23 protein-coding genes are annotated in these 26,826 nt (G+C 31.5%); 17 read left to right on the top strand and 6 right to left on the bottom strand.

Annotated elements, in window-relative coordinates; genetic code table 11:
* The 4 genes from ACI9TV_RS06640 to ACI9TV_RS06625 all read left to right on the top strand — a co-directional run.
* On the top strand, window positions 1–274 hold a 274-nt coding region (locus ACI9TV_RS06640; RefSeq protein WP_415249988.1), incomplete at its 5' end, for a helix-turn-helix domain-containing protein.
* 75 nt (window positions 275–349) lie between these two features.
* A complete protein-coding gene (locus ACI9TV_RS06635) occupies window positions 350–1,138 on the top strand; it encodes a class I SAM-dependent methyltransferase (RefSeq protein WP_415249987.1) in 789 nt (262 codons plus the stop codon).
* A gap of 10 nt (window positions 1,139–1,148) precedes the next feature.
* A complete protein-coding gene (locus ACI9TV_RS06630) occupies window positions 1,149–1,499 on the top strand; it encodes a DUF3147 family protein (protein ID WP_415249986.1) in 351 nt (116 codons plus the stop codon).
* Window positions 1,496–2,065, top strand: a complete 570-nt coding sequence (locus tag ACI9TV_RS06625) for a class I SAM-dependent methyltransferase (protein WP_415249985.1) — start codon at window positions 1,496–1,498, stop codon at window positions 2,063–2,065. Before ACI9TV_RS06630 ends, ACI9TV_RS06625 begins: the two co-directional genes overlap by 4 nt.
* Before the next feature lie 90 nt (window positions 2,066–2,155).
* On the opposite strand, the gene ACI9TV_RS06620 is transcribed toward ACI9TV_RS06625, so the two are convergent.
* The 6 genes from ACI9TV_RS06620 to ACI9TV_RS06595 all read right to left on the bottom strand — a co-directional run bounded on the left by ACI9TV_RS06620 (window position 2,156) and on the right by ACI9TV_RS06595 (window position 13,242).
* Window positions 2,156–3,583, bottom strand: a complete 1,428-nt coding sequence (locus tag ACI9TV_RS06620; RefSeq protein WP_415249984.1) for a tetratricopeptide repeat protein — start codon at window positions 3,581–3,583, stop codon at window positions 2,156–2,158.
* Between the two features lie 6 nt (window positions 3,584–3,589).
* Window positions 3,590–4,867, bottom strand: a complete 1,278-nt coding sequence (locus ACI9TV_RS06615) for a hypothetical protein (RefSeq protein WP_415249983.1) — start codon at window positions 4,865–4,867, stop codon at window positions 3,590–3,592.
* 28 nt (window positions 4,868–4,895) lie between these two features.
* Window positions 4,896–5,522, bottom strand: a complete 627-nt coding sequence (locus tag ACI9TV_RS06610) for a LysE family translocator (RefSeq protein WP_415249982.1) — start codon at window positions 5,520–5,522, stop codon at window positions 4,896–4,898.
* A 69-nt stretch (window positions 5,523–5,591) separates the two neighbouring features.
* On the bottom strand, window positions 5,592–6,374 hold the full coding sequence (locus ACI9TV_RS06605; RefSeq protein WP_415249981.1) for a patatin-like phospholipase family protein: 783 nt from the start codon (window positions 6,372–6,374) through the stop codon (window positions 5,592–5,594).
* Between the two features lie 15 nt (window positions 6,375–6,389).
* The gene (locus ACI9TV_RS06600) at window positions 6,390–7,154 is read right to left on the bottom strand and encodes an alpha/beta hydrolase (protein ID WP_415249980.1); all 765 of its coding nucleotides are present in this window, start codon (window positions 7,152–7,154) and stop codon (window positions 6,390–6,392) included.
* A 370-nt stretch (window positions 7,155–7,524) separates the two neighbouring features.
* Window positions 7,525–13,242, bottom strand: a complete 5,718-nt coding sequence (locus ACI9TV_RS06595; RefSeq protein WP_415249979.1) for a DUF4011 domain-containing protein — start codon at window positions 13,240–13,242, stop codon at window positions 7,525–7,527.
* A 405-nt stretch (window positions 13,243–13,647) separates the two neighbouring features.
* Between ACI9TV_RS06595 and ACI9TV_RS06590 the strand changes: the two genes are divergently transcribed.
* From ACI9TV_RS06590 to gatB, 13 genes are all read left to right on the top strand, one after another.
* Window positions 13,648–14,346: a transglutaminase-like cysteine peptidase gene (locus ACI9TV_RS06590; RefSeq protein WP_415249978.1), complete on the top strand. Its 699-nt coding sequence runs from the start codon at window positions 13,648–13,650 to the stop codon at window positions 14,344–14,346.
* Between the two features lie 87 nt (window positions 14,347–14,433).
* Window positions 14,434–15,264, top strand: a complete 831-nt coding sequence (locus tag ACI9TV_RS06585) for a bifunctional riboflavin kinase/FAD synthetase (RefSeq protein WP_415249977.1) — start codon at window positions 14,434–14,436, stop codon at window positions 15,262–15,264.
* A gap of 13 nt (window positions 15,265–15,277) precedes the next feature.
* Window positions 15,278–16,336 (top strand): tRNA pseudouridine(13) synthase TruD, encoded by a 1,059-nt coding sequence (locus ACI9TV_RS06580; protein WP_415249976.1) that lies wholly within the window; start codon window positions 15,278–15,280, stop codon window positions 16,334–16,336.
* A gap of 122 nt (window positions 16,337–16,458) precedes the next feature.
* Window positions 16,459–16,701, top strand: coding sequence for a dihydrofolate reductase family protein (locus tag ACI9TV_RS06575; RefSeq protein ID WP_415249975.1), 243 nt, complete (start codon window positions 16,459–16,461; stop codon window positions 16,699–16,701).
* 283 nt (window positions 16,702–16,984) lie between these two features.
* The gene (locus ACI9TV_RS06570) at window positions 16,985–18,469 is read left to right on the top strand and encodes a diguanylate cyclase (protein WP_415249974.1); all 1,485 of its coding nucleotides are present in this window, start codon (window positions 16,985–16,987) and stop codon (window positions 18,467–18,469) included.
* Entirely contained in the window at window positions 18,426–18,620 is a 195-nt protein-coding gene (locus ACI9TV_RS06565) for a hypothetical protein (protein WP_415249973.1), read from the top strand. The genes ACI9TV_RS06570 and ACI9TV_RS06565 overlap by 44 nt, the downstream gene beginning before the upstream one ends.
* A 124-nt stretch (window positions 18,621–18,744) precedes the next feature.
* Window positions 18,745–19,419, top strand: a complete 675-nt coding sequence (locus ACI9TV_RS06560; protein WP_415249972.1) for a F0F1 ATP synthase subunit A — start codon at window positions 18,745–18,747, stop codon at window positions 19,417–19,419.
* A 10-nt stretch (window positions 19,420–19,429) separates the two neighbouring features.
* Entirely contained in the window at window positions 19,430–19,693 is a 264-nt protein-coding gene (locus tag ACI9TV_RS06555; protein WP_415249971.1) for a hypothetical protein, read from the top strand.
* A 52-nt stretch (window positions 19,694–19,745) separates the two neighbouring features.
* On the top strand, window positions 19,746–20,882 hold the full coding sequence (locus ACI9TV_RS06550) for a hypothetical protein (RefSeq protein ID WP_415249970.1): 1,137 nt from the start codon (window positions 19,746–19,748) through the stop codon (window positions 20,880–20,882).
* 100 nt (window positions 20,883–20,982) lie between these two features.
* Window positions 20,983–23,403: a molybdopterin-dependent oxidoreductase gene (locus ACI9TV_RS06545; protein ID WP_415249969.1), complete on the top strand. Its 2,421-nt coding sequence runs from the start codon at window positions 20,983–20,985 to the stop codon at window positions 23,401–23,403.
* A gap of 2 nt (window positions 23,404–23,405) precedes the next feature.
* Complete coding sequence (locus ACI9TV_RS06540; RefSeq protein WP_415249968.1) at window positions 23,406–24,086, top strand: 4Fe-4S dicluster domain-containing protein; 681 nt, start codon at window positions 23,406–23,408, stop codon at window positions 24,084–24,086.
* On the top strand, window positions 24,065–25,312 hold the full coding sequence (nrfD, locus tag ACI9TV_RS06535; protein WP_415249967.1) for an NrfD/PsrC family molybdoenzyme membrane anchor subunit: 1,248 nt from the start codon (window positions 24,065–24,067) through the stop codon (window positions 25,310–25,312). The genes ACI9TV_RS06540 and nrfD overlap by 22 nt, the downstream gene beginning before the upstream one ends.
* Window positions 25,313–25,393: 81 nt before the next feature.
* Window positions 25,394–26,821: an Asp-tRNA(Asn)/Glu-tRNA(Gln) amidotransferase subunit GatB gene (gatB, locus tag ACI9TV_RS06530; protein WP_415249966.1), complete on the top strand. Its 1,428-nt coding sequence runs from the start codon at window positions 25,394–25,396 to the stop codon at window positions 26,819–26,821.
* Window positions 26,822–26,826: the final 5 nt, after the last annotated feature.

Genomic DNA, 26,826 nt, shown 5'->3' with positions numbered 1-26,826 from the left:
AAATAAAATTTCATTAGATGATATATCTCGTTATATGGGTTTATCAATTGTCCATGTTTTAAGAATATTTAAAAAAGAGTTTGGGTTACCTATCCATTCATACCTACTAAATAAAAAAGTACATTTAGCCAAAGAGCTACTTTCTAAAAATATGCCTATTTCTGAAGTTGCACAAACAAGTGGATTTTTTGATCAAAGCCATCTTAACAAATCATTTAAAAGAGTTTTTCAACTCACACCTAATGAGTACAAAAAGAACATACTTCATAAATAGAAAATGTTAATTTTATACAAGACTTAATGCGAGATACTTCATATACTTGAGCTAAATTTTACTTAGGAGTATGATATGAAAGATAATCCAAAAACAAATCATAATGAAAAAATCATTGAACAGTTCTCAAAACAGGCACTTCCATTTACAAAGATTAAGGGACATTACGATTCAGTAGATACAATCATGATGCTGAGTAGGGTATCAAAGAATGATGAGGTTTTAGATTTAGCTTGTGGAACTGGAATCCTTAGTTGTGAGTTTGCAAAACATGCTAAAAGTGTTGTAGGTTTAGATATAACAAGTGCTATGATTGAACAAGCTATAAAGATGCAAGAAGAAAATGGTTTAGCAAATATACAGTTTCATATCGAGAGTGTTGAAAAGTTAGCATATAAAGACAATAGCTTTGACATAGTTGTTACAAGATATAGCTTTCACCATTTTTTAGATACTCAAACAGTACTTAATGAAATGATACGAGTTTGTAAACCTAATGGAAAAATCATAGTTGTTGATGTAGCTCTTGAAGATAAGTATGCCAATGCATACAATGAAATGGAAAGATTAAGAGATCCTTCTCACACTAAGGCGTTAACATTTAAAGAGTTCCATGCACTTTTTTCTAATAAAGCTTTATCTAATCATAAGAAAAGTTCATATAAAGTTGACTTAGAATTAGAAAGTCAACTAAAAGCATCCTTTCCAAATAAAGGGGATGAAGATAAAATAAGAAAAATCTTTAAAAGTGATGTTGAGACAAATAGCTTAGGCATGAATACTCACTTGGAATATGGTGAAGTACATTTTTCATATCCGATTACTATTTTTGTGGCAAGTAAATTAAGATATAATCCAGCCTAAAGGAAAAAAATTGGCATACTATATTACTAAGTTAATTATTACGGCACTGTTAATAGTTTTAATCTCTGAAATAGCTAAACGTAGCAGTCTTTTAGGTGCGATGTTAGCGGCTATACCGCTTGTCTCCATACTAGCTATGACATGGATGTATATAGATACAAACAGCAGTACAAAAGCTGTTGAGTTTTCAAACAACATTGTTTGGTTGATAGTTCCTTCTATGACACTTTTTATAACTTTTCCTATCTTAATTAAAAAAGGGCTTGGGTTTTACTTGAGTATGGGCATCTCAATTGCTATGACCATACTTGCTTACTACAGTGTTATTTTTCTTCTTGAAAAGCTTGGGATGAGGTCATGATTCCTTTTAATCACTTAGGATTTTTCTTTAAAAATTTTGGCTCATTGATTTACCCTAAAAAAGTTTTAGAAGAGTTGTGCCAGTTTTTAAAACCACTGTCTAATCAAGCATCAGTTTTAGATGTTGGAGCTGGTACTGGAATGATGAGTGAGTTTGCTCATAGATGTAACAGTGAGTTGAAATATGTAGCAATAGATCCTGCGGAGGGTATGCTCAAATTTGCTCCAGAGTATTTAGAAACACATATTGCTACAGCAGAAGCATTACCATTTGAAGATAAGAGTTTTGATGCTGTGCTGATGGGTGAATCACTTCACCATCTTCGTGACCCTGAACTTGCTCTCAAAGAAATTATTCGAGTTTTAAAGAAGAATGGAAAACTCTTTATTTATGATTTTGATGTAAGTACATTTAGAGGTAATGCAATTTATAAGATGGAAAAACTGCTAGGTGAACCAGCTCATTTTTATGAACCATATGACTTAAAAAATATGCTTGAGGGTTATGGCTTTAGTGTTGAGGTAAGTCATTATAAATGGCGTTATGTTGTGCGTGCTTCTTTATAAAAAATTCTTTTATAAAAAGATAATGTTTTTGATTACTAGAGGTTAAATTATTACTTTCAATATCATCAGCTGTACCTTGACTCCGAAAAATCACATATCTTTACAGTACTTACCTTTCTTTTTATAGCCAGCATTTTTTTGTTTTTTTATTTGTGACTCAATTTGCTTTAAATTATCAGTACAAGTAATTAAATGAGGATGATTGAAATTTAGTTGTTTTAAAATATTTATACCTTTATATAAAAATTCTTTAGCTTTTGTACATTCTTTCTTATCTCGGTATAGTAGAGAAATATTATTATAACTATTTGCTACATCTGGATGTACTTCGCCTAATATTTCTTCTCTTATGTGTAATGCTTTAAGCTGATACACTAATGCTTTTTCTAATTCTCCAATATCATGATAAATTGCACTTATATTACTGTATGAACGAGCTAAGCTTGGGTGTTTATTACCTAGTACCTTTTCTAAAATTTTCAAATCTTTTTTTTGATATTGAATGGCTTGTTCTAATTTTCCCATTCCTTGATAAATCATAGCTAGAATACCGTAGGAGTTAGCTAAGTCAGGGTGGTTTTCTTCTAGATTTTTTTCTCTTATTTCCAAAGATTTTATTTGATAGTTTAATGCTTTTTCTAAATCATTATTCCCTTCATAAATGATAGAAAGGTTACTATAACTTAAAGCTAAATCTATATCATTTTTAGTTAAACTATTTTCTCTTATATGTAATGTTTTAAATTGATACTTTAATGCTTCATCTATATATCCAAGATCTTTATAGGCTAGAGCAATATTATTGTAACTAACAGCAAGTTGATCTTCGGATGCATTTAACTTTTCCTTTAGTTCCAATTCTTTTAAATAGTATTCCAAAGAAAGTTTACTTTCTCCTAAATCGTCATAAATCATAGCAACTTGCTTTAAAATGTTTAATCTTAATTCATCATTATTGACTTCATCAAGTTCTTTTAGCAAGTTTTCCAATTTAACTTTTTTATCTTTTGTATTTGTTCCACCAATAGAACTGTAAGACATACTATCTGTAACATTTATATCTATAAGCTGATTAGTTTTTTCATCCTTTTGTAATTCTAAAACTGTATCTTTAAACTCCCATAAGTCGGGTATCACATTTAAAGATTTTGTGAAAAGTTCTTCTTTTTGGTAAAGAGATATAAAACAGATAAGATTGATATTGTGAGAAGCTATTTTATCTCTTCTTTGGTTGAAACCATTGTATAGCTCTGGATTGTCCAATAACTCTTCAAAATCATTAATATATACAAAACCCTCGTTATTCTTATATAACTCAGTAGATATATCTTGATATGATTTGTTTTGTAAATCTAAGTTTGTAACTAAACTTTCTGGGTAAGTATTTGATATATAACTTTTTATTTCATCTATCATATTTGTATTTGGATATAGAATAAGTATAAATCTAAATCTAGAAGGATCTAAAACTTTTTTTAGTTTACCTTGTAGTTGTTCAAAAGTCAATTCAAAATTCAAAATTATCTACTGTTGTTCTATCAGTTTTTTATAATTATCATTTTCTAAAATAATTGGATTGATTTGTTGTGTAGTTCCATCCCCATATTCTAAAAGTACTTTTTTTACATATAGACTAGCTACAGTATCGCTATATGGAATATTTTCTTTTATATCTATTTCTTTAAGTACTTCTAGTTCTTGAGCATTTAAAAAGTTTACAACTTCATTTGAAATTTTATCTTTAGCGTCAATAACACTTTGAGAGTCAATTACTTCACCCTCTGCTGCCATATAAGCTTCTCTAATTATTTTTAATGTTTCTCTTGGAGAGCCTGCACCATATTTAATGATTTGTTGAATAGTTGTCTCACTATCAAAAAGCTTTACATTAATTCGTTTATCGATGAACTCTTTAAATTTTACCATTCCTTTATCATCTAAAGTAATCAAAGGAAAAGATATTGGAGTAGCAAAGTTACTTAATGTAGCGATCTGACTAAAAAGCTCAATTGGTAATGCTATTATCATATTTGATTGTATTTCTACGAATTTATTTGAATTATCTATAAGTATCTTTTTTCTATCTTCGAGCGTTCCAATTTTTTCAAAACCATCTATAATAAAGAGTAAATCTTGTGCTACATTTTCTTTTTTTATAGTCTCTTTAATTTTGAGTATAAATTCATTAAATTTTAGACTAAAATCAGAAAATTTGTTTGTAAATACGCGTCTTATTGTATCTTTTGTATCTTGCGATGCTGAGAGTTTATTTTTTGTTTTTGTAATTAGTTTAAATAGTGATGGAATACTGATACCAGCTTCAGCTTCTATTTCTATAGAAGCTGAAGCATCTGTTTTTACATTGATTTTTTCTATTCTTTGTGAGTACCAACTATAAAAAGATTCAATGTCGTTTTGATTTATTTTAATATCTGAGTCATTTAACTTTTTTACTAATTGTTCAAGCATAAAAATAACAATATCTACAAAGTCTATATTGTTAATATCTAACTCTTCATTGCCGACATCACAAAAAACAGTTAAGAAGCATTTTGTTTCATTTATTTCATTACGTAGTTTCAAAAGTTCTGTTGTTTTTCCAGTACCTCTATGGCCAGATAAAAATACTCTTTGTATAGATGTTAGACTGTTACACTCTCTGTTATTTGGATTAATATTAAGCATTCTAAATATTTTTCTTTCATTGAATCCTTTTCTTAAACCTGAAAAATCAGTAAAAAAATCATCATCAACATTTTTTATAGGATTATTGAACTCTACTGCATTTAAAATATTGAACATTAGGTCGCCTAGAGTTAAACAAAGCTGTTTACCTCTCACTAACAGCCAATTTAATCGCAAACCCCATAAAAATAGTTCCAGCGATACGGTTTAAAATAGTTTGCGCTCTTTGTGAGTTTTTTAACCACTCTCCTAGATGTCCTGCAAAAAATGATACGATGCTAAAAACTAAAAATCCAGCTACGTTAAACATCGTTCCTAAAATGAGCATTTGAATTGTTATAGAGCCATTTAAAGGATCAGCAAACTGAGGAAGAAAAGCTAAGAAGAAAATGGCTACTTTAGGATTTGTACTACTCATTAAGATTCCACGAAAGTAAAGCTTTTTTGCAGATGAAATTGTTTTTACTTTATTATCTAGTGAAGTTGAGGCTGCCTTGAAAGCTTGCCATGCTAAGTACAACAAATACACCGCACCAATAACCTTTAAAATATCAAAAGCAACTTGAGATGTTTGAAATATAACAGAAACACCTAATGTAACTGCTATTGTATGTATGAAAACACCTGTGCATAAGCCAAGTATAACTATCATCCCAGATTTGAATCCATGTAATGCAGAATGTGTAAGTACAAAAAGGTTATCTGGTCCAGGCATAAGAGCAAGAATTATGGAAGTTGTGAAAAATAGTATAGTGGTCTCAATCGGGAGCATTCGTAGTTTCCTTTATTTAATGAAGTATAGCTAACTTTATATAAGTGGAGATATACTGTATCTGCTCCTTTAGAGTAGACCCAAACCAAGTTTCCTTATCTCTTCATACTTATGAAAATGAAATGTCTTGAAATCTTTTGTTACTGGTTCTATGATGTATATGTTTTTAGTAGAAACTAGTAGAGAGGCTTTTGTTTGATTACGAATGAGAATTCGCATAGATTTTTCAAACATGTCTACAACATTTTTTGTCTTGAAAAGATGATTTGGCATGTCTTTATAAAAAGAATTATCTCCCATTACATCTATGGCTAAAACATCATCATATGTAGCTTGGTTTATGCCTAGGTTTGCACATAAAAAACCATCACTATATATGGTGTCATTTATGGTTTTTTCTTCAAATATACCGGGAATAGCCATACTAGCTAAAAGAGCATCTTTAATTTTAACATCATCAGTAGAATCAAAAACTTTAATATTTCCGTTGAGTGTATTTGTAGCAATGATTTTAAGTGGAATTTTTGTATCTTTCATTTTTAAGTCATGAAAAATATCATTGAGAATTACTTCTATTTTTTTACTACTAATGATAGAGTTTCCACTAAAAGATAACTTCACCCAGTTAAATATGCTTGAAAACTTTTCAAATAAAGCATATGTCTCACTCTCTTTCATCCCAATACTCATACATGCCCCTATAATAGAACCAATACTCGTACCTATAATCTCAGATGGAGATATATCTAGCTCTTCTAAGTCATGTATAACACCAAGTTGTGCAATACCAAGCGCACCACCACCTGATAGAACTAGACTGAAGTTTTCATTTAGAATTTGTTTTTGAAGCATATATGTCCTTGGGTATTAATGTAAAAACTCTTTGAGATAGAGATAGTAGTTTTTATCACTTGAGATTGAATTATGATTTTCATTTTTAATAACTTTTATAGTGACTTGTGAAGTTGGAAATTTATTTACTAACTTATCAGAATGTTTCTTTCCTATAATTTTATCATTTTCTGCTGTTAAGACTAAAGTTTGAGCATCAATAGAATCAACTCTAGCAATAGAGTCATATTTATCACTTAGAATTAATGACATAGGATAAAATGGTATTTTTTCTTGGGCCACACTTAATACGCTGTCAAAAGGAGTGATAAGTACCAGTTTAAGTATTTCTCTTTTGGATGCAAGAAAAGTAGCTACTCCTGAGCCTATGCTACGACCAATTACTGATATATTTGGATGTTGTGTTTTTATAGTATCGTAGATGAAAAGTGAATCAGAGTAAAAGTTCTTTTCTGAGGGTTCACCAGTAGAGTTTCCATATCCTCTATACTTAACAAGATATATAGTGTGGCTTATAAAAATATCAGAAAATGTATCGGCATTGTAGTCCACATTTTCTGCATTTCCTCCAAAGTAAATTACCGCTTTTTCATTTCCATCGTTGAGGACAGTGACATGTATAGATTCATTTTCATTGATAAATATTTTTTCTTTATATGTACCTTTAGATTTTGGTGTGGGAAAATAGATAAAGTTGTCCTGAGCAATAAAAAGAAAGATACCTACAAGTAGATAAGCAATTAAAGGTGTGGTTAATAATAGTTTTATAGTTTTTTTCATTTATTAATTCTTCTTATTTATTCTAGTGTTCATCGTGAGTGATCTTTTTCTCGAAGGGAAAATATTCGTTCCTCGAATTTGCTATGTTTTCTTATACGTTACTAACATTTTATCAACTATTGTAATTAAAGAAATGGACTTATTTATGTTGAAATCTTCTTTTCAACATTCAATGATTGATAATAATATTTCACATATAGTGGCAAGTAAAATTTTCAATTCATATACTGCTTGTGCAAGTATCTTAATTTATGCATTTTTTTTATTCAGAGTTTGCCTTTGTAATATAAATACAATATGTTATACATTTCAACCTATATTTATCACTTATTTAATGATAGAGACTAAGTTATTTGAGTATTTTCCCATATTACGAAGTTAGTTTTCTAGAATGATAATCATTCACCCATAATTCAAATTTACTAGTGGTGCTTTTAGTTCGTCTATTTAAACTAAATTCGTTAAAAATATAATCAACTGGATTATTTGGTAATTTTTCTAAAGCCTTTTGAACTAAACCAAGTCTTTCAGGATAAGCAATTGTATTCCACTCTCTAGGAATACCAAAAGCATTTATACCACGCCACTGTACTAAATCTTCAATATCATCTGAAGATTTCCATACGGTTTTTTCTCCTGATTTATGCTGAACAATTCCTGCCCAAGGGATAATAATAGATTCAATATGATCAAGTTGCTTTTTAGTTGTTCTTGCTAAATTGTGCTTCCAACCAATATCAGATACCAATTCATGTAAAGAAATGGCACTTTTTTCATGTAAAATTTCTTTAGCCATATTCTCTAACATTATTTGGTAACTATCATGAAAATACTTATCAGGATTGATATTTAGCACACTACTTTGTTTTTCGACTTCTTCAGGTTCAAATAGAGTAGTATTTTCTAACTCATATTCCTCTTCTTTTTGATTTAAATCTAAAACTAATAGTTCACTTAGTTGGTTATGAATCTTATCTATAATTGAATTTTCATCTATAAAATAATCGGTAGACCATATTCGCAATAATTTCCAACCAAGGTTTTCTAATATTAAATGTCTTACACGATCTCTATCCCTTGCTGCCGGAGAACCATGATATGTTGCGCCATCACACTCTATTCCAGCCAAAAATTGACCGGGTTTATCAGGATGGATAACACCTAGATCAATTCTAAATTTACTAACACCTACTTGAGTTTGTACTATCCAACCTTTTTCTATTAAGGCAAAGGCTACGCTTTCTTCAAAGTAACTGTCAAATTGATCAACTCCATAATTTGCTTCTGCTGTCTCAGGTAATGCAACAGGCCCTTTTTCCGCATACTCCAAAAAGTATTTAAGGTGCTTCACTGCTAGAGCACTCGTACGGCTTAAATCAATCATTGTATAGTCAAAACTTGAAAACACATGAATTTCAGTAGTCGCCCTAGTAATCGCAACATTTAGCCGTCGTTCGCCACCTTGTTTATTAAGTGGCCCAAAATTCATACTCATTGTCTTGGCTAAAGGTTCTACTGGTCCATAGCCTAGACTTAAAATAATAATATCTCGTTCATCACCTTGAACGGATTCAAGATTTTTAACAAAAATAGGATCATAGTTTTTATTACCTTGGAAAAATGGCTCTAAATGAGGATGCTTGCGGCGACGATCGTCTAAACAATCTTCTATGCACCGTTGCTGCTCTGAATTTAATGTAACCACACCAATAGTATACTTCTTTCGCTTATCTGATAACCTTTCAACAATATAATCAGCAACTGCATTGGCTTCTTTAAGATTATTCCTTTCTTTTCCCTTAGAATACAGCCCATCTATTTTATGAAGACTAACCGCACTTGCTTTAGTTTCGGCAGAAGGAAAGGTTACTAAAGAATTTTCATAATAATGACTATTTGAAAAAGCAATTAAGCTTTCATGTCGGCTTCTATAATGACCAGTTAAACGATGGTGTGGTAATCGAGCTGATAATGCTTGATCTAAAATACTTTCAAGATCTGCTTCATCAGTTAAATCATCAGAACTACTTTTTGAGAAAAAATTTGATGGTGGCATTTGTTTAGGATCACCAACAATAATAACATTTTTACCTCTGGCAATAGTTCCCACAGCATCCCAAACTGTTATCTGAGAGGCTTCATCAAAGACCACCAAATCAAAAGCATTAAAGTGAGCAGGTAAGAATTGGGACACAGAAAGAGGTGACATCATAAAGCATGGGGTAAGATGAAGTAGCTTTTCCCCCATTTCATTAATCAGTTGCCTAATAGGTTTATGATTACTTTTTTTATTAAACTCTCTGGACAGAACACCATACTCAGCAGGAGATTGAGGCGAATTTGGATCGGGTGTACCTGATGCAACTACGGAGGAAATATACTCAGCTGTCGTTTTTGCAACTAATGCATCAAGCTCTCTAAATTCTTCAATCAAATTTTCATGTTGTGATGTACTAAATGTTCTTAAAGCATCTGAACGGTCAATAAGTATAGGTGCTAACCAAGCACTTACCGCATTTGTCGTCTGATGTACTGTGTCTTCCGCTTTTATTGTCCCACTTTCTAAACAGGTGATAACAGAATGAAGACCTTTATCGTTTGCTACTTTTTTAGCTTCAAGCCAATTACACCAAGCATTTATTTTAGGCTCTAATGCAATGACTTCATCACAAGAATGAATGAAATCAACCATTGTTTTTTCTGCTGGAACATCCCCTCCCAGAGTAATAAAAGCATTAACATCTTTTTTATATTCAGTGTGATACTTTGAGTAGTTATCGCAGGCTATAGCTAAATCAGATGATTGATAGAATTCAAAATTATCTACCACCTTTTCTTTTAAATTACTAATTAGGGAAGATGGACTAGAGAGTCTTCCAGCTATTTTTCTAGTGATATCAAACAGTTCCTTTGATTCCTGGTATTTAGAGCTTAAGTGTTCACTAGAGGTGTCCCAACCTTGCCATATTTTATCTTGTTCGAAGTTGCTAATGTTCTCTGAAATTTGTATAGCGGTATTATTTATCTGATTTAATAATGATAATTCTTCAAATGATATCTTACCATGTACGCCAACTATGCTTAATGCTTTTGTGATGTTTCTTTTTGCAAACCAGTTCAAGGGCCAAATTTTTTGTTGTGCTATTTGAAATGATGCTAGCCAATCAGAGGTAGGATGACTAGATATTTGATCTAGCGCGAATGTTAATTTAGAAGTACTAACTAGCTTGTCAATTTGCACCTTATATTTTGCTAATGAATTTAGCTTATCTAATTCATCTCTAGCACTTGGCTTATAAATAAAGCTTAATGGAGATGTTTTTTGTTCAATTAAAGAAGATACTAGTTCGTATAATTCTAAATAGTTTTCATTATATTCATTTATATCTTGTAACTGCAATAAGTTAACTAATTTACCAAAGTGTGTTTTTAATATTTTAGATGAATTTCTAACTTTTTTAATAGCTGCAATCAACTCAGATTGCCAAGAATTTGACCAATCAGGATTTTGAACAATGGATATGGCAGAAAGGTTTAACTGTTCTATATCTGAGAATGCTAAACTTAGCTTTTTAGCTGTTTTATATAAATTATTCAAGTCTTCCTTAGAACTAACTGGAGAATTCTCATAAGAGTGTCCCCAAGCTAGATCTACTTTTGTGATATCTTTATATCTAACATATCTTGATATAGCTTGTCTTGGTGTTATGCCTAGAGTGGATTCTTGATGAAGTTCATTAACATATGCATTTAAACTTTTTCGTATGCTAAACAATTTATCAGCATTGTTATTCCATTCAGCACATGAAGCTGTTTCTCGCGTAGTCCATGATTTTTTCAGTTGCTCTAGTATGGCTCGTTTATTTGCTTTATTGCTATGAAGTTCTAAACATAAGTGATCTAAACCAATTTTATGAAGGCGGCTGTACACAACGTTCAATGCAGCCATTTTTTCTGCTACAAATAGAACTTTTTTACCTTTAGCTAAATTATGACAGATGATATTTGCTATTGTTTCTGACTTACCAGTACCGGGAGGTCCTTCTAAAACAAAATCTTGGTTTTTGGTTGACGCATCTATAGCGACTAACTGAGAACTATCAGCGTTTAATGGGGCAAAAATACCTGAAGGTTTTAGCGTATTGTCTATGTTTTTCTGATCTTGGAACTGAACATTTTGCTCATATGTTTTTTGAGGGTTTTCCACTAAGTGCGCAACAAAAGCATTAGATTTTAAATCCTCAACTCTATCTTTTAAATCTTTCCACATTAAATACTTTGCAAATGAAAAAGTGCTTAAAACAAGCTCTTCTACGACCTCGAATCCTTTGATATCTTTAATTTTATCTCTAACAACTGACCAAATGAAATCTACATCAATACCACTTTCATCTGTCGGTAGTGTTTCGTTAAATATAGATAAATCAACTTCATAATCATTTTGTAAAAATTCAATTAAAGTAGCATTAAAAATAGGATCTTCCCCGTCTCTTTGCAGAATTTTTATTTTTGACCGAGCACTGCTTCTTTTTAGCTCCGCAGGTAAAAGGATTAGCGGTGCTTGATAAATTTTATCACTTTCTGGTGTTTCCTTCCATTTGAGCATTCCAACAGCAAGAAAAAGTGTATTGGAACCACCTTCTTCAATATCTGTCTTGGCTTTTCTATATAAAGAAAGTAAGTTTTTTTCTAATTTTTTGGAAGAATCATTTGCTATTAATGTATTATTTTTTAATAGTTCTTTGGCAAACTCTGTTTGTAAATCATTACCTACTTTAAATTTGAAAAGCTCTTTATCTCGTGCTTCATTTACATAAGGAGTTTCCCCAGCGCTAATAAAGTTGAAACTTTGACTTGAGGCTAATTCATCTTCTAATAATCCTATGTCAGGACAAAATAATTTGATAGCAACTGCGGTTTTAGATAAATTTAAAAGTCTATTTCTTTTAGTAAGATCAAGTAGTTTCCTTTGCCACTGCTCGACACGTCCATCTGGTGTATCTGCAACAGGAAGATCTTCTTTTCTAACAGGAGGTAATGGTGGTGCAACTGGTAAAATTTGGATTGTAGTAGTGGTGTCGCTAGTCTCGACTTCTAAGGCTTTTTCTCCAATAGTAGGAATAGGCTTAATTTGTCTTTTCCTTGCTTGCGTTAAATCTATTGCGTAAACAAATTTATCTTCTGAGTCCTCAGCGATTATTTGATCTGCATATTCAATAGCTTGACCGAAAGTAATTGGTGAATCAGAAGTTGCTAATGTTGTTTCAAATAGTATTAAGTCTTTTAAAGCAACGCGTTTCCTAATATCCATCGGATCATCGTTGGTTAGTAAAGGGAAGCACTCATTTATTAGCCAAACACCACAACATGCATGAGAATCAGTTATGGCTATTATTGAGTTAAGGCCAATATTTTCTAAACAAGCTGAGAATAATAAGGACAAATCTAAACATGCACCTGTTTTATGATTTTTAATATCACTCGGTAATCGAATTCTTTGTCCAGAATAAGCAAAACTAGTTGGTGGATTAACATACGCAATCGTTTCATTAGAAATAACACTCCACAATGCTGCGGCCATTAAATATGGTCTTTCCCTCGTTTTTGATTGGTACCCATCCAACTTTGATTCATGTCCAGCAACTTTCATTACATCAGATGCCTTTTTTACTAACTCTGATATATAATTTGCATTTGGGGTAGAAAACGCTGCAAGTAATTCAGCCATTCGTTCCTCTCCACCCCAAAAATTTTTAGGCAGTAAATTTGTTTGATATGACTGTGTTGCTAGTACTTCATCAGAGCTATAAAGAGTAAAATTTAAATTAATTTCAATTTGTTCAGTTAGTGCATCTAAATATTCATTTGATATTTTAAGAAGACGTTTTTGTAATAAAAGTGTATGACCTAGCTCAAGTGAATCAATATACCATTCTTCAGGAGAAAACACTTCTGGATCAGAAGTTAAAACAAGTTTGAAATCTGTATAAGTTTTGTGAGCTTCCTCATGAATAATTACTTTAGAAGAATTCAATTCAAGTGATGTGATAAGTGGATATTGGTTTTGTTGAAATGCAAAGGAATACACCTTTGCTATCTCTGCATTAATATTTAAGTTTTCGATTTATATTCCTTATTCCATTCAATCATGAATTTGTCCAATTTTTTATTAGTGGCTTGTAATAATAAACTTTTTACGTTGCCTAAATTGTGATGCTAATTAACTCTTCATTCAAACACATTATATGTAAAATAACCTTAAATCACATAAATAAGTAAAACTATATTTTCTTAAGTTAATGTAAATTTGTAATATTTTAGATAAAAAATGCATAAAAATTCTTAAAGTTTGAGTGTATGTGTTGCATAAGCAGAGAATTGAAGATGGATAAGAAAAAAGCTATTGGATGGGAACTTCAAATAATGAAACTTTAAATCCAAACTTGCTAAAATGATTGAAATTTAAAATCTTTTATATAATAAGGTAGAACAGTTGCAATATTTATCATTATTTTTATTAGTAGTATTACTATTTACAGGTTGTTCTCAGCACAAGGTTGAAATTGAAAAGGTTGCGAAACCAGTTGTAGTTGAGAAACCAATCAAAGGCATAATCTCAGAAGCCGTCATACAAAAGGCCCAAAGAAAGTATGGTAAAAATGCACGTACAAGATATGAAATGTACAATGCGAAAATCCGTAAACTTCAAAACAGTACAACTGAGGTGAAACTTGAAGAGATCAATAATTTTTTTAATAAAATACCATATTTTACAGATATGAAAGTATGGGGTAAAAAAGATTATTGGGCTACACCTTTGGAGTTTTTAGCGAAGGCCAAAGGGGATTGTGAAGATTATGTTATTGCAAAATATTTTTCACTTAGAAATCTTGGTGTTGCGTATGAAAAGCTTTATTTTTCCTATGTAAAGTCAACACACTACACAAGACCGCATATGGTGCTAAGTTATTTTGAAACGCCTCATTCTATTCCTTTGGTTCTTGACAGCATAAACTATAAAATTTTCCCTGCAAATAAAAGAAAAGATTTGATACCAATTTATAATTATAATGGGGAATCTTTGTATCGGGTTAAGAATGAGGGACGGAATGGACCTAAGGTTAAAAATAGAAAAAAAGTAGATGATAAATGGCAGAAATTACTTGATGACATTCAAATGAATAAACTATAATATTTTATTAAGCTTTGGATATACTTCCAGTAAAATTAAATGTTTACATAAACATTACTGCATAGTATGAAATAAAGGCACAATAGATTGAATGATTTAGAAAATACAACCGCCATAGCTATAGGTGGTTTTGATGGAATGCATGTTGGACATCAACATCTTTTTTCAGAGCTCGGTGAAAATGGCTGTATTGTAGTTATAGAAACAGGCTATGCAAACCTTACTCCAAGAGAAGAAAGAGAAAGCTTTTCGCATCATCCACTTGAGTATTTGGAACTTGATGAGATTAGACATCTTGATGGTGAAGGTTTTATAAAGCTTCTTAGAGAAAAGTTTCCTAAACTAGCAAAGATAGTTGTTGGTTACGATTTTCACTTTGGTAAAAATAGAAAATACTCTTTTGATGATTTAAGAACTCTTTTTAATGGTGAAGTAGTTGTTGTAGAAGAGGTCAGTCAAGATGGAGAGTCTATTCATTCTCATAAGATTAGAGCAAAACTTCAGATTGGTGATATTAAAGGTGCTAACAAATTTTTAGCACATAACTATACGATAAAAGGTGAGCATATTACTGGACAAGGTATAGGAAAAAAAGAGTTAGTAGCTACTATTAACATCACTACAAACGGATACCTTGTTCCAAAAGAAGGTGTATATGCGACTTTAACTCGTATAGATGATGAAGAACATTATCATCCTTCTGTTTCTTTTGTTGGGCATAGAGTTACAACGGATGGAAGTTTTGCGATAGAATCACATATACTTGATGGTGAAGTATTTTGTGATAAAAAGGCAGCGATTGGTTTTGTATCTTTTATTAGAAATAATGAAAAATTCGACAATTTGGAAGCACTAAAAGTAGCTATAAAAAAAGATATAGCTGTCGCAAGTAAAGAGTTGAAACTCTTACAACTATAAAAAGAGAGAAACAATGATTAGAGATTACCCCCTTCCAAGAGAATACCTTGCCAATGGTGAAGTTATGGAATTTGACTTTGAACAAAATGAAAAAGATTTTATCGTAGATGAAATTCCACATATGAAGTACAAAGGAAGCGGAAACTTTCTTATCATTCATGTGAAAAAAGTCGAAATGACGACTTGGGATATGATAGCTGCTTTTGCAAAGGCGTTAAACATTCCAGCAGAGAAAATTGGTTATGCAGGTTTAAAAGATAAACACGCAACAACTACGCAGTATATTTCTGTTGAAGCTAAGTATGAAAAAGCTGTCAAAAAGTTTAGAAATAAACAGATTAAAATTATCGGAAGTTACAGACATAACTTTTCTATTCGTATGGGAGATTTAGCTGGAAACCGTTTTCATATTAAGCTTTATGGTGTAGATAATATAGAAGCTGGTCGCATAGAAAAACTTGCTCGTAAAAGTGCTACAGAAGGACTTCCTAATTACTTCGGTTACCAAAGATTTGGACGTGATGGAGATTCTATAGAACAAGCAAAAGCTATGATAGCTGGTGAAGATTTTGTAGAAGACTCTAAATTAAAGAAATTTTTGATTTCAATTTATCAAAGTGTATTTTTTAACGATTGGCTCAAAGAAAGAGTTCTTACAAGTCGTAAAGAAAATGGTGGAAAATTTATGCTTCTAGAAGGTGATATCTATTTATCAAACGAAGGTAAGCTTTTTACTCCAGCTAAAATACCTACGAAAGATTTTGGAGATGCTAAAGTAATGCCAACTGGTTTACTATGTGGACGAGATGTTTACCGTGCACGTGGTGAAGCAAGAAAGATTGAAGAAAAATATGATGATGAATTTTTATATGAAAAAGGGCTACGTCGTCCAGCTATTATTTTTCCTAAAGATGTAGAGTCGAAGTACAATAAAGATTTCAATATCTATAGTATCGCATTCACACTTCCAAAAGGTTCGTATGCGACAGTGTTTTTAGAAAACATTGGAAACAGAAACTTTAAAGCTAAAAAAATTAAAGAAAAGAAAATTCAGGAAAAAAAGAAGAACTAAATGCTAACTATTAAGAATGTTATTTATCCTATAAAAAAGGATTAGATTTCATCATCAGAAGATGTTTTAGGAGATAGTATGTCAAATAAAGTTTATCTTGCTGATAAAAACAATAGTATTGAATGGTTGATTACTTTGGTAGCAAAGGGTATAAAAATCTTTATATTGATGGTGGCAAGACAATTCAAAACTTTTTAAAAGAAGATTTAATTGATGACATGATAATTATGACTTTACCTATTGTATTGAGTGGAGGGAAATCTTTATTTGGGGAATTGACTAATTCTAAAGAATTCAAATTGACACATACAAAAGTGATTTCAAATATTGGGGTGCAAAATCACTACCATTCTAAGTTGGATTAAAAGATACGAAAGACTTCAAAGAAGGACTAAGTAATTTCCTAATGATCTTTAGACAATAGATAAAAAACATACACTAAATATTAGATTATCTAAAAAAAGTGATACCAAAGTTAACAACTTTTTTTAAATAGTAAATATTATCTTTAATTATATATATTTCAGTATTATTTAAATAACTTAAGACTATTATTATTCAAATTATAACATTATAGATTACTTCATAACGTAGTACTTCTTTTGAGTTATAAAATTATATTTATGAGAGTTATATTTGAAAACAAGCATGGAAAGTAATATTGTTACGGGTAAATCTAAAATAATGTTAATAGCTCTTCTAGCTATTATAACTCTTATAACTATCCTTTTTATCTACATAGGCAATCTACTGCAAAAACATATTTTAGAAACGATTATAAAGGAAGAAAAAAAAGTTGCAATTAAAATATATCAACAAACATTTGATGATTTTATCAGTCGATATGAATCAATAGCATCAAACTTACTTCTGAATAAAGAAATTATAAATTCATTCCAAAAGAAAGATAGAAGTAAATTACTAGGTTTAACTTTACCAGTTTATGAAAAGCTGCATAAAGAAAATCCCTATCTTCAAGTTATGCACTTTCATACGTCAGATACTAGAAGTTTTTTGAGGCTTCACAAACCACAAAAGTATGGGGATGATTTAATCTCTATTAGACATATGATTAATAAAGTCAACAAACTTAAAGTGAAACAGATAGGAATCGAAGTAGGAAGGTATGGTATACATTATAGACTTGCATTACCAGTATTTAATTCCAACAAAGATTTTCTAGGTGTTTTTGAATTTGGAATAAATATAAATTATATATTAGACATTTTTGAAAATAAATATAATTTTGAAACTTTATTACTTTTTAAAAAAGACATTTTTGATATTGTATTTAAAAATTATAATGATATAGCTTATTTACCATATTCAGAAGATTGTTATTCGATAAAATTAGAAAATAACAATTCAATGACAGTAGACGATAATGCAAAGAACACTACTTTTAAAGTTAATTCAATACAAGACAATGCAAAACAGAATATAGGTGAAATTTTATTAATAAAAAATTTAAATGTTTATACAGAAGATATTGAAAAAATAGTTAATATAGCAGTTACTGTAGCGGTATTATTTGTGCTTTTAGCTTTTTATCTAACTAAAAGAATATTTGATAACTATTTGAAAATAATTAATAGTTATAAGGAAAAACTAGAGATTAAAAATCATTCTCTTGTAAAATTAAGTAATACTGATCATTTAACACAGATACATAATAGAAAATCAATTGAAAATATTTTGAATAATGAAATTAAAAGATCCAAAAGGCATATGCAGCCTCTTTGTGTAATAATACTTGACGTAGATAACTTCAAATCTATTAATGACACCTTAGGACATAATGTTGGAGATAAGGTGTTAAGTGGCTTAGCTAAACTTGTATCATCACATCTTAGGGAGACTGATCATTGTGGAAGATGGGGTGGAGAAGAGTTTATCATTGTTTTAACTGACACTTCTTTGAATAATGGAGTTACACTAACTGAAAAAATAAGAGAAAAAATATACACACATGACTTTGGAGATATCAAAAATGTAAGTTGTAGTTTTGGTATTGCTGAATGTACTACTGAAGATACATGTAATGCAATAATATATGATGCTGACACAGCCTTATATGAAGCTAAAAATAGTGGAAAAAATAAGGTGTCAATTTACAATAAAAAATCTTTATAGTGCAAAAGATATTGATATATTTGTCGGAGACATATTTGAACTAAACAAAGAGATGCAGATTAAATATGCTTCACTTCTAGTTACCCAAACTGAACTTGCAGACTATTATAAGATAGAAAATGCTGGATTCACTGATATAGATAGCTGTTAGATTAGAAATATACAAAAATAAGAAGATATTCAAATGTAAATAGCAAAATATTGTTCTCATGTAATAGTATTTTAATGCTACTCCTAGTATAATTGCGTAAATTTTTAAACGAGGGAGCACGCCAATGGGTGAATTGTTTACTTTTTTCGGTCTTATTTCACACGATAAGACATTTATATATATGACACATATGTTGTTATCAGCTGGATTAGCGTTAATTCTTGTAAGATCTGCTATGAGCAATCTTCAACTAGTTCCAAAAGGAACTCAAAACCTTATGGAAGCTTACATCTCTGGTGTACTTCAAATGGGTACGGATGTTATGGGTAAAGAAGCTGCACGTCGTTATGTTCCACTAATAGCTACAATCGGTCTTTTTGTTGCAATCGCTAACTTAATTGGTGTTATTCCAGGATTTGAAGCTCCAACTGCATTTTTAGAATTTGCTTTAACTTTAGCACTTACTGTATTTGTATACTATAACTTCGAAGGTATTCGTCGTCAAGGTGTTGTGAAGTATTTCAAACACTTTTTAGGTCCAGTTTGGTGGTTATATTGGTTAATGTTTCCAATTGAAATCGTATCTCATTTTTCTCGCCTTGTTTCTTTATCTTTCCGTTTATTTGGAAATGTAAAAGGTGACGATATGTTCTTAATGGTAATTCTTATGCTAGCTCCTTGGTTACTACCAATGGTTCCATTTGCATTACTTACTTTTATGGCACTACTTCAAGCGTTCATTTTCATGATGCTTACAACAGTGTATATCGGTTCTGCAATTGCAGTAGAAGATCACTAAACACTTCTAAATGCAAAAAGATAGATTCGATAGAATCCTAAGCTTTTTGCTTGGAGCATCATGGGCAGTAGTCTTCTTTGGTGCTCTTATAATTTTCAAATCCTTTCTTCCATTAGGCTTAGGTCTTGCAATCATCGTAACAATCTTCTTTATTTTTATAGGTCTCTTTTTAATTTTAGGACTTGACGCATTTGCTGTTAATAGAGAAAAATTATTAGAAGCAAAAAAACAAACAAAACTTCTGGAAAAAATCTACGCTAAACACACTACATAATTTTTAAAAAAAACCGATATTTTCATTAGATATTATCTTTTAGGAAGGTTTTATGAAAATTGAAAACTATCAAATGTCGATGAGTACAAACTATTTTAATCTTGGCTTTAATCAAACAGACGCCACTATATCCTCAAACACGAGTACTACATCTAATGACACTGCTAATGAATTATCAAAAATTCAGCTAGATAAAAAAGATGTAAATGAAAGTCATGATGAACTTTCAAAAGAATTATCAAAAGCTCTTTTATCAAATATAAATAATACAACCTTAAAAATTAAACATGATGCTATAGAATTATTAACTACTTCTGTTGAAGCGCAAGGTCTTAATTTTCAAGCGAAAGCTATGGTACAAACAGAAGGTAGAGAGATAGAATTTTCTTTAGATATTTCATTGTCAAGAAGTTTTGTTCAAAAAACATCTATTAATCTTACTGCAATTGAAGAAGAATTATTAATGGATCCATTGGTTATATCGTTAGATGGAACTATGCCAAGCATAAGTTCAAAGACTTTTTCTTTTGATATAGATAGTGATGGGAAACCAGATCAGATATCACAACTTAATCGTAATAGTGCTTTTTTAGCATTAGATAAAAATAATAATGGTACTGTTGATAATGGTAATGAGCTTTTTGGTACTAAAAGTGGTAATGGCTTCGCAGATTTAAGAGCATATGATGATGATAAAAATGGTTGGATTGATGAAAATGATGCAATATTTAACAAGCTAAGAGTTTGGCAAAAAGATGGGGTAAATGATAAACTAATAGCTTTAGGTGAGGTTGGTATTGGAGCTATTTATTTAGGCGATACGAAAACACCATTTAGTTTAAAGTCAGAATCGAATGCTACTTTGGGTCAAATGAGAAGTAGTAGTGTAGTCTTATTTGAAGATGGAAGAGCTGGTGCTATTTCCCATATTGATTTTGCTGTAGATAAAAAAACAAGTGAAAATTTAGAAGAATTAGAAAGTGCAAGCAAAAAAATATCTGCACTAAATCTGAAAGATACATATGCAAGTTCTGGTGAGAATAAGGGTGAAAGTATGTTGCAAAGATTACAAGCAAGACTTTCAGCATTACAGTCTGAACTATCGACGGCAAAAGATGATGAAAAAGGCTCAATTAGAGCAAATATTACAGCAGTACAATCACAAATGATGATGCTACTAGATAGTTGAAAAAGAGCAGGCTAATATCCTTGTAAAAACGAAGTTTTAATATCTCTATAAGATAACTTTAACTAATATGTTCTTATACTAATGAAAAGGTAAAAGAGAAATGAAAGTTGAAGTATCACGGAGAAAATTTCTTCAAGGGTCTGTCGCTTTAAGTGTTTTAGGTGGAAGTTTAGCAACTGTACCTACTCTTTTTGCAAAAGAAAAAAAAGCTCCTCTTTCAAAGAAAACTATAGCCACACTCTGTGAAATGTGTGTTAATAAATGTGCCGCATTTGCAGAAGTTGAAAATGGTATTGTAAAAAGACTCAGTCCAAATCCTTTATTTCCAAAATCAAAAAATATGTTGTGTGCAAGAGGTGATGCAGGTATTCATGCCTTATATGATCCAGATAGACTAAAGTACCCAATGATAAGAATCGGTAAAAAAGGCTCTGGAGAGTTTAAGCGAGTAACATGGGATGAAGCATATGAGGCTATTTTGCATGGAACGGATAAGTTCCAAGGTTTACAACAAATAATTGATGAAGAAAAAAATAATCGTTCTACTATAGGTTTTTGTGCCGGTGAAGGAATGGGTGAACACACATATAAAAATTTTGTGGGTGGTCTTTTGGGTTCTAAGAATTTTGTTAACCACTCTTCTATTTGTTTACAAACGACTATTGCAGGTTATACACTTACTTTAGGAGCATATGGAAAAGCTGACTTAGAGAATGCAAACTATGTAATCATGGCAGGTGCAAACAGAGCGGAAGCTATACTTACTCCCGATACTATGGATATGTTTAAGCGAACACGTGGAAGAGGCTTACAGCTGATAGTTCTTGACCCTCGTTATACAAATACAGCAATTCATGCAGATAAATGGTTAGGGATAAAAGTAGGAACAGATTTAGCCTTTGTTTTAGCGCTTACTTATGTAGTACTCAAAGAAGTACTTTACAATAAAGAATTTGTTAGTAAAAATGTTAATGATTTTGAACAATATAAAGAACATATTTTAAGTAATAATTACACTCCAGAGTGGGCAGAAAAAATTACAGGGATTGATGCTCATGCTATTACTAAAATTGCTAGAGATTTTATGGCTCACGCGCCTAGGGCTATATATTATCAAGGACGACGTACTGCATGGAGTAAGCAAGACTTTCAACTTCGTCGTGCGCAAGCTATATTTACGGCACTTGGTGGTGGGATAGATGTAAAGGGTGGTATAGTTTTTGGAAAAAAACTCTCATTAGGTTCTCATTATATTGAAAAACCAGTTTATTCTACGAATAAGGGAAGAGTTGATACCAAAGAAGCGAGCTTTGTAAGTGTAAATGGAACTTGGATAGGTTTTAGAAATACCATTATTGAAGGCAGAGCAGAAAATGCTGTGCGAGCTTTTTTCTCGTATAAGCAAAACCCTATGCAAAGTGTTCCAAATACGAACAAGACTAAAAAAATGCTTGAGATGATGGATCTTGTTGTTACAATAGATACGATGCCAAGTGATACCGTAATGATGTCTGATGTTATTTTACCAGAGTGTACTTATTTTGAGAGAGAAGATCCTGTTAAATCTTTTGGAGGAACGCAACCAGCTATTGTTTTAAGAAACAAAGTAATCGAACCTATGTATGACACAAAACCTGTATTTGATATTATGAAAGGTTTAGCTAAAAAACTTTCGCGTCCAATGTTTGAATTAGCTGTAAAGCACGATAAATATATACAAGAAAAGATAGAAGATAGTGATATAGAAGATGTGTATGAAGATGATGCATATGATTTCAATATAGTGTATGAACATACACAAGAAGAAATAAATAAAGAGATCATAGAAGATCAATATGGTGAAGAAGCTTATAAAATATTGAAAGAAAAAGGTGTTTTTTATCCTAATATGGACAAGTATTTCAAAAAGATATCTGAAAACGAATACCAATATTATCCAGAAGATAAAAAATACTATACAACTCCAGGTGGTGAAAAACTTGATTCACAAGATACATGTATAGATGAAAAAGCGATGGCTGCACTGAAAAAGAATCTTGGTACTGCATCTGGAAAGGTAAATTGTTTTTTAGAATCGATGCAAAGAAGAGGAGTTGATCCTATGCCTATGTGGCGACCTGAGCTTTATGGTGAAGCACCAGAGGGTAAATTTAAATTCATTACTGGTAGAGATGCAAAACATACACAAAACTCTACTACGAATAACATTATGCTTTTAGATGTTATGCGAGAAAATTACTTGTGGATCAATAAAGATCAAGCTACTTCAAGAGGTATAAATCATGGAGATTGGGTAGAAGTTAAGAGCTCTATTGGTGCTGTGAAAATAAAAGCATATCCAACTATCAAGATAATTCCAGATGTAGTATTTTATGTACATGGATTTGGTTCAGAGTCAACAGGTTTAACTTTTGGTCATCGTAATGGTGCGAGTGATAACTTAATTATAGAAGATACGGTTGAAACTGTATTTGGTAGTGCAGCGATGCATGAAACTATTGTAGAAGTGAGAAAGGTTTAGTTATGAATTATGCAATGGCATTAGATTATCAAAGTTGTATAGATTGTAAAGCATGTGAAGTAGCATGTAAAGAAGAAAACGGTGTTCAACTCGGTGCAGATAAACAAAGAATCTGGGTTACTCAGATTGAAAAAAGTATTTTTGGACAACCTTATATAGCCCTACATCCAGCACAGTGTAACCATTGTTTAGATGCTCCTTGTGTTGACGTTTGTCCTACAGGGGCGAGCTATTTCGCTGATGGTGGGATAGTTATGACAGATAAAGATTCTTGTATTCTTTGTAAAGGTTGTATGGAAGCCTGTCCTTATGACGCACGTTTTGTGGATGATACTCATGTTGCGGTAGATAAATGTAATTTTTGTTATGACACAAGACTCTCCAATGGTGAGATGACTACTGCATGTCAAGCAACATGCCCTACAAAAGTAAGACTGTTAGGAGATTTAGATGATGAAGAAGGTGAACTCGTTCGGATGCTTAATGAGAGGAAGTTTTATGTTTTAAAAGAAGAAGATAATACTGTTCCTAAATTGTTTTATCTCCTACCTGAACATGATGATTACTTTGCAATGAATTCAGTGGATCCAAATACAAATATATATACTTGGGAAACATTTAAACCCAAGATAGAAGCAGCAAAAGCAAAAAGGAAACCACAGTGGCAAAAACCAAAGTCTTAGGTCTCCATGTAAACAAAGTGAAACTTTGGACACTCTTAAGTGACAAAGTGATGTTGATTGCGTATGCATTTTTAATTCTTGCTGGTATCGGGATTGTAGATATGGTCTACGAGCGTTACTTTCTTTTATCTGCGAATGCTTTTGATGCAGGTTTAAATCCAGGAAGTAGAGAAGTTGCTGCTGCTATGAAGGAAGCTGTTTTTGGTCATGGAGGTGAAGTTAAGAGAGAAGCCCCTTGGTCTTTATATATTGTAAATTATATGTATATGATTTATGTTGGATCTGGGATTATATTTTTAGTAGCAATGGCTGAACTTTTTGAGCTAGAAATTATTAAAAAACCTGCTGCTGGGTTTTTAACACTTGGTTTAGCTATGGTTATCGCAGGGCTTTTTACAATCATGATGGACTTAAATATTCTCAATGTGTATTGGATGCTACTTTCACCACAGTTTCATTCTGGTATGTGGTTAATGATGCCACTGTATACGGTGTATATACCCTTGGTTATGTTAGAGATTTATTTAATTCTAAATCATCAAGCCCAGTGGATTAAAAAAGTGGCATTTATGATTGTAGTGGTGGGTGTATTAGTTGAGTTCGTTGAGTTTTATGTACAAGCAAAATTATTTGAGATGAATTCAGCAAGACATTTATGGACTACATATCCCATACTTCCTTTGTATTTTATGGTTTCATCTTTTGCGGCGTCTCTAGCAATTATGGGTATATATACTCATCTGATTTGTAAGAGTTCGACATTAGGGTATGTTTTAGAAAGAGCTGCATTATATTTTGTGATGGCACTTGGAGTATATGAGGCAGTTGCGTATCTTTTTATAGATAAAAAGTGGGCAGAAATTATTCTTTTTGGAGCTTTTAAATATTATTTTTATCTCTATATTATACTTGCTGTTATTATCCCTTTTGGATTACTATTTAAAAATTATCTCAATAAAAGCTTGAAGCTAGTTGCGGCTATATCTATCATTTTAGGGACATTTTTAGGAAAAATTATTTTTATATATGGCGGGAATGCATATCCTATGAACAATAGATTTGGTATAGGTTTTGAAAAATATTATGAATACGAAGAAGCCAAAGAAATCATATTTTTTATGCCACCATGGAGTGAGATAGCAATTGTTGTAGGCTCGGTAGGAGTTATATTATTTATATTTAGAATAGCGGATTTATATTTATCTGTTTCTATTGTAGAAGACTAACTTTATAGATTCATCTTGTATGATTTAAAGCAAAATTAGATAAAATAAGAGCAATATAATACATTTTTCACAAGGAAATCTATGTTCGAAGTAGTTATCGGTCTTGAAGTTCACGTTCAACTAAACACAACAACAAAACTTTTTTGCTCGTGTCCAACGAGTTTTAATCACAAACAAAATACAAATACTTGTCCAACTTGTTTAGCACTCCCTGGCGCTCTTCCTGTTCTTAATAAAGAAGTAGTACATAAGTCTATTATGCTTGGAACGGCAATAGACGCGACTATAAATAGAACTTCTATATTTGATAGAAAGTCTTACTTCTATCCAGATTCTCCATCGGCATACCAAATTACACAGCTTTATACACCTATTGTGGAAAATGGCACGTTAGAGATAGATTTAGAAGATGGTAGTAAAAAAACTATTCGTGTAAATCGTGCACATATTGAAGCAGATGCAGGTAAAAATATTCACGATGGAGATATCTCTAAAGTGGATTTAAATCGTGCAGGAACTCCACTTTTAGAGATTGTTTCTGAACCAGATTTAAGTAATGGGGATGAAGTTGTTGCTTATCTTAAAAAACTTCACTCGATCATCCGTTACTTAGATATTGGTGATGCAAATATGCAAGAAGGGTCATTTCGTGTTGATGTAAATGTTTCGATTCGTCCAAAAGGCGATAAAAAACTCTACACTCGGGTTGAAGTGAAAAATATCAATTCATTTAAGTTCATTCAAAAAGCAATAGAAGTTGAAGTTGCACGTCAAAGTGAAGCTTGGGAAGATGGTGTGTATGAGCAAGAAATAGCGCAAGAAACTAGGCTTTATGACCAAGAAAAAAATGAAACTCGTTCTATGCGTGGTAAAGAAGAAGCTGCGGATTATCGTTATTTTCCAGAACCTGACTTACTTAAGTGTGTTGTGACAGATGAGATGATGGAAAAATATAGTAAAATTCCTGAATTACCAGAAGAGAAGAAAGCTAGATTTATAAAAGAATACTCTATGAACGAATATAATGCTGGTGTTGTTACAGCTTCAGTTGAGATGGCACACTTTTTTGAAACTATGATGAGTGAAGATGGTGTAGCTGCAAAAACTGCATTAACATGGTTAACTGTTGAACTTCCAAGTCGCCTCAAAGGTGAACTAAACATTACTAATTCACCAGTAGACGCAAAGAAACTTGGCTTTTTAGTCAAAAGAATAGGCGATCAAACTATTAGTGGTAAAGCTGCTAAAGATGTTCTTGACTACTTGATGGAGAATGATACTGATATTGATAGTGCTATTGATACACTTGGTTTAAAACAAGTAACAGATACTGGAGCAATTGAAGCTATATGTGATGAAATTATTGCGAACAATCCTGAAAAAGTAGAACAACTCAAAGGTGGGAAAGATAAATTATTTGGCTTTTTTGTTGGTCAAGTTATGAAAGCTTCTAAAGGTAGTGCAAATCCTCAAGCAGTGAATGAAATTTTAAAAGCAAAACTTGGATAGATAAG

The organism is Sulfurimonas sp., from assembly GCF_047622445.1.
In the GTDB taxonomy this organism is placed as follows: domain Bacteria; phylum Campylobacterota; class Campylobacteria; order Campylobacterales; family Sulfurimonadaceae; genus Sulfurimonas.
The sequence above is the reverse complement of the archived record's forward strand: the minus strand, read 5'-3'. Positions and strand labels throughout refer to the sequence as shown.

Excerpts from the sequence above, each read along its gene's own strand:
- ACI9TV_RS06635 (WP_415249987.1), top strand. The coding sequence starts at position 350 with ATGAAAGATAATCCAAAAACAAATCATAATGAAAAAATCATTGAACAG.
- ACI9TV_RS06625 (WP_415249985.1), top strand. The coding sequence starts at position 1,496 with ATGATTCCTTTTAATCACTTAGGATTTTTCTTTAAAAATTTTGGCTCA.
- ACI9TV_RS06615 (WP_415249983.1), bottom strand. The coding sequence starts at position 4,867 with ATGTTCAATATTTTAAATGCAGTAGAGTTCAATAATCCTATAAAAAAT.
- ACI9TV_RS06610 (WP_415249982.1), bottom strand. The coding sequence starts at position 5,522 with ATGCTCCCGATTGAGACCACTATACTATTTTTCACAACTTCCATAATT.
- ACI9TV_RS06605 (WP_415249981.1), bottom strand. The coding sequence starts at position 6,374 with ATGCTTCAAAAACAAATTCTAAATGAAAACTTCAGTCTAGTTCTATCA.
- ACI9TV_RS06600 (WP_415249980.1), bottom strand. The coding sequence starts at position 7,154 with ATGAAAAAAACTATAAAACTATTATTAACCACACCTTTAATTGCTTAT.
- ACI9TV_RS06580 (WP_415249976.1), top strand. The coding sequence starts at position 15,278 with ATGATTAGAGATTACCCCCTTCCAAGAGAATACCTTGCCAATGGTGAA.
- ACI9TV_RS06575 (WP_415249975.1), top strand. The coding sequence starts at position 16,459 with ATGGTTGATTACTTTGGTAGCAAAGGGTATAAAAATCTTTATATTGAT.
- ACI9TV_RS06570 (WP_415249974.1), top strand. The coding sequence starts at position 16,985 with ATGGAAAGTAATATTGTTACGGGTAAATCTAAAATAATGTTAATAGCT.
- ACI9TV_RS06560 (WP_415249972.1), top strand. The coding sequence starts at position 18,745 with ATGGGTGAATTGTTTACTTTTTTCGGTCTTATTTCACACGATAAGACA.
- ACI9TV_RS06555 (WP_415249971.1), top strand. The coding sequence starts at position 19,430 with ATGCAAAAAGATAGATTCGATAGAATCCTAAGCTTTTTGCTTGGAGCA.
- ACI9TV_RS06550 (WP_415249970.1), top strand. The coding sequence starts at position 19,746 with ATGAAAATTGAAAACTATCAAATGTCGATGAGTACAAACTATTTTAAT.
- ACI9TV_RS06545 (WP_415249969.1), top strand. The coding sequence starts at position 20,983 with ATGAAAGTTGAAGTATCACGGAGAAAATTTCTTCAAGGGTCTGTCGCT.
- ACI9TV_RS06540 (WP_415249968.1), top strand. The coding sequence starts at position 23,406 with ATGAATTATGCAATGGCATTAGATTATCAAAGTTGTATAGATTGTAAA.
- gatB (WP_415249966.1), top strand. The coding sequence starts at position 25,394 with ATGTTCGAAGTAGTTATCGGTCTTGAAGTTCACGTTCAACTAAACACA.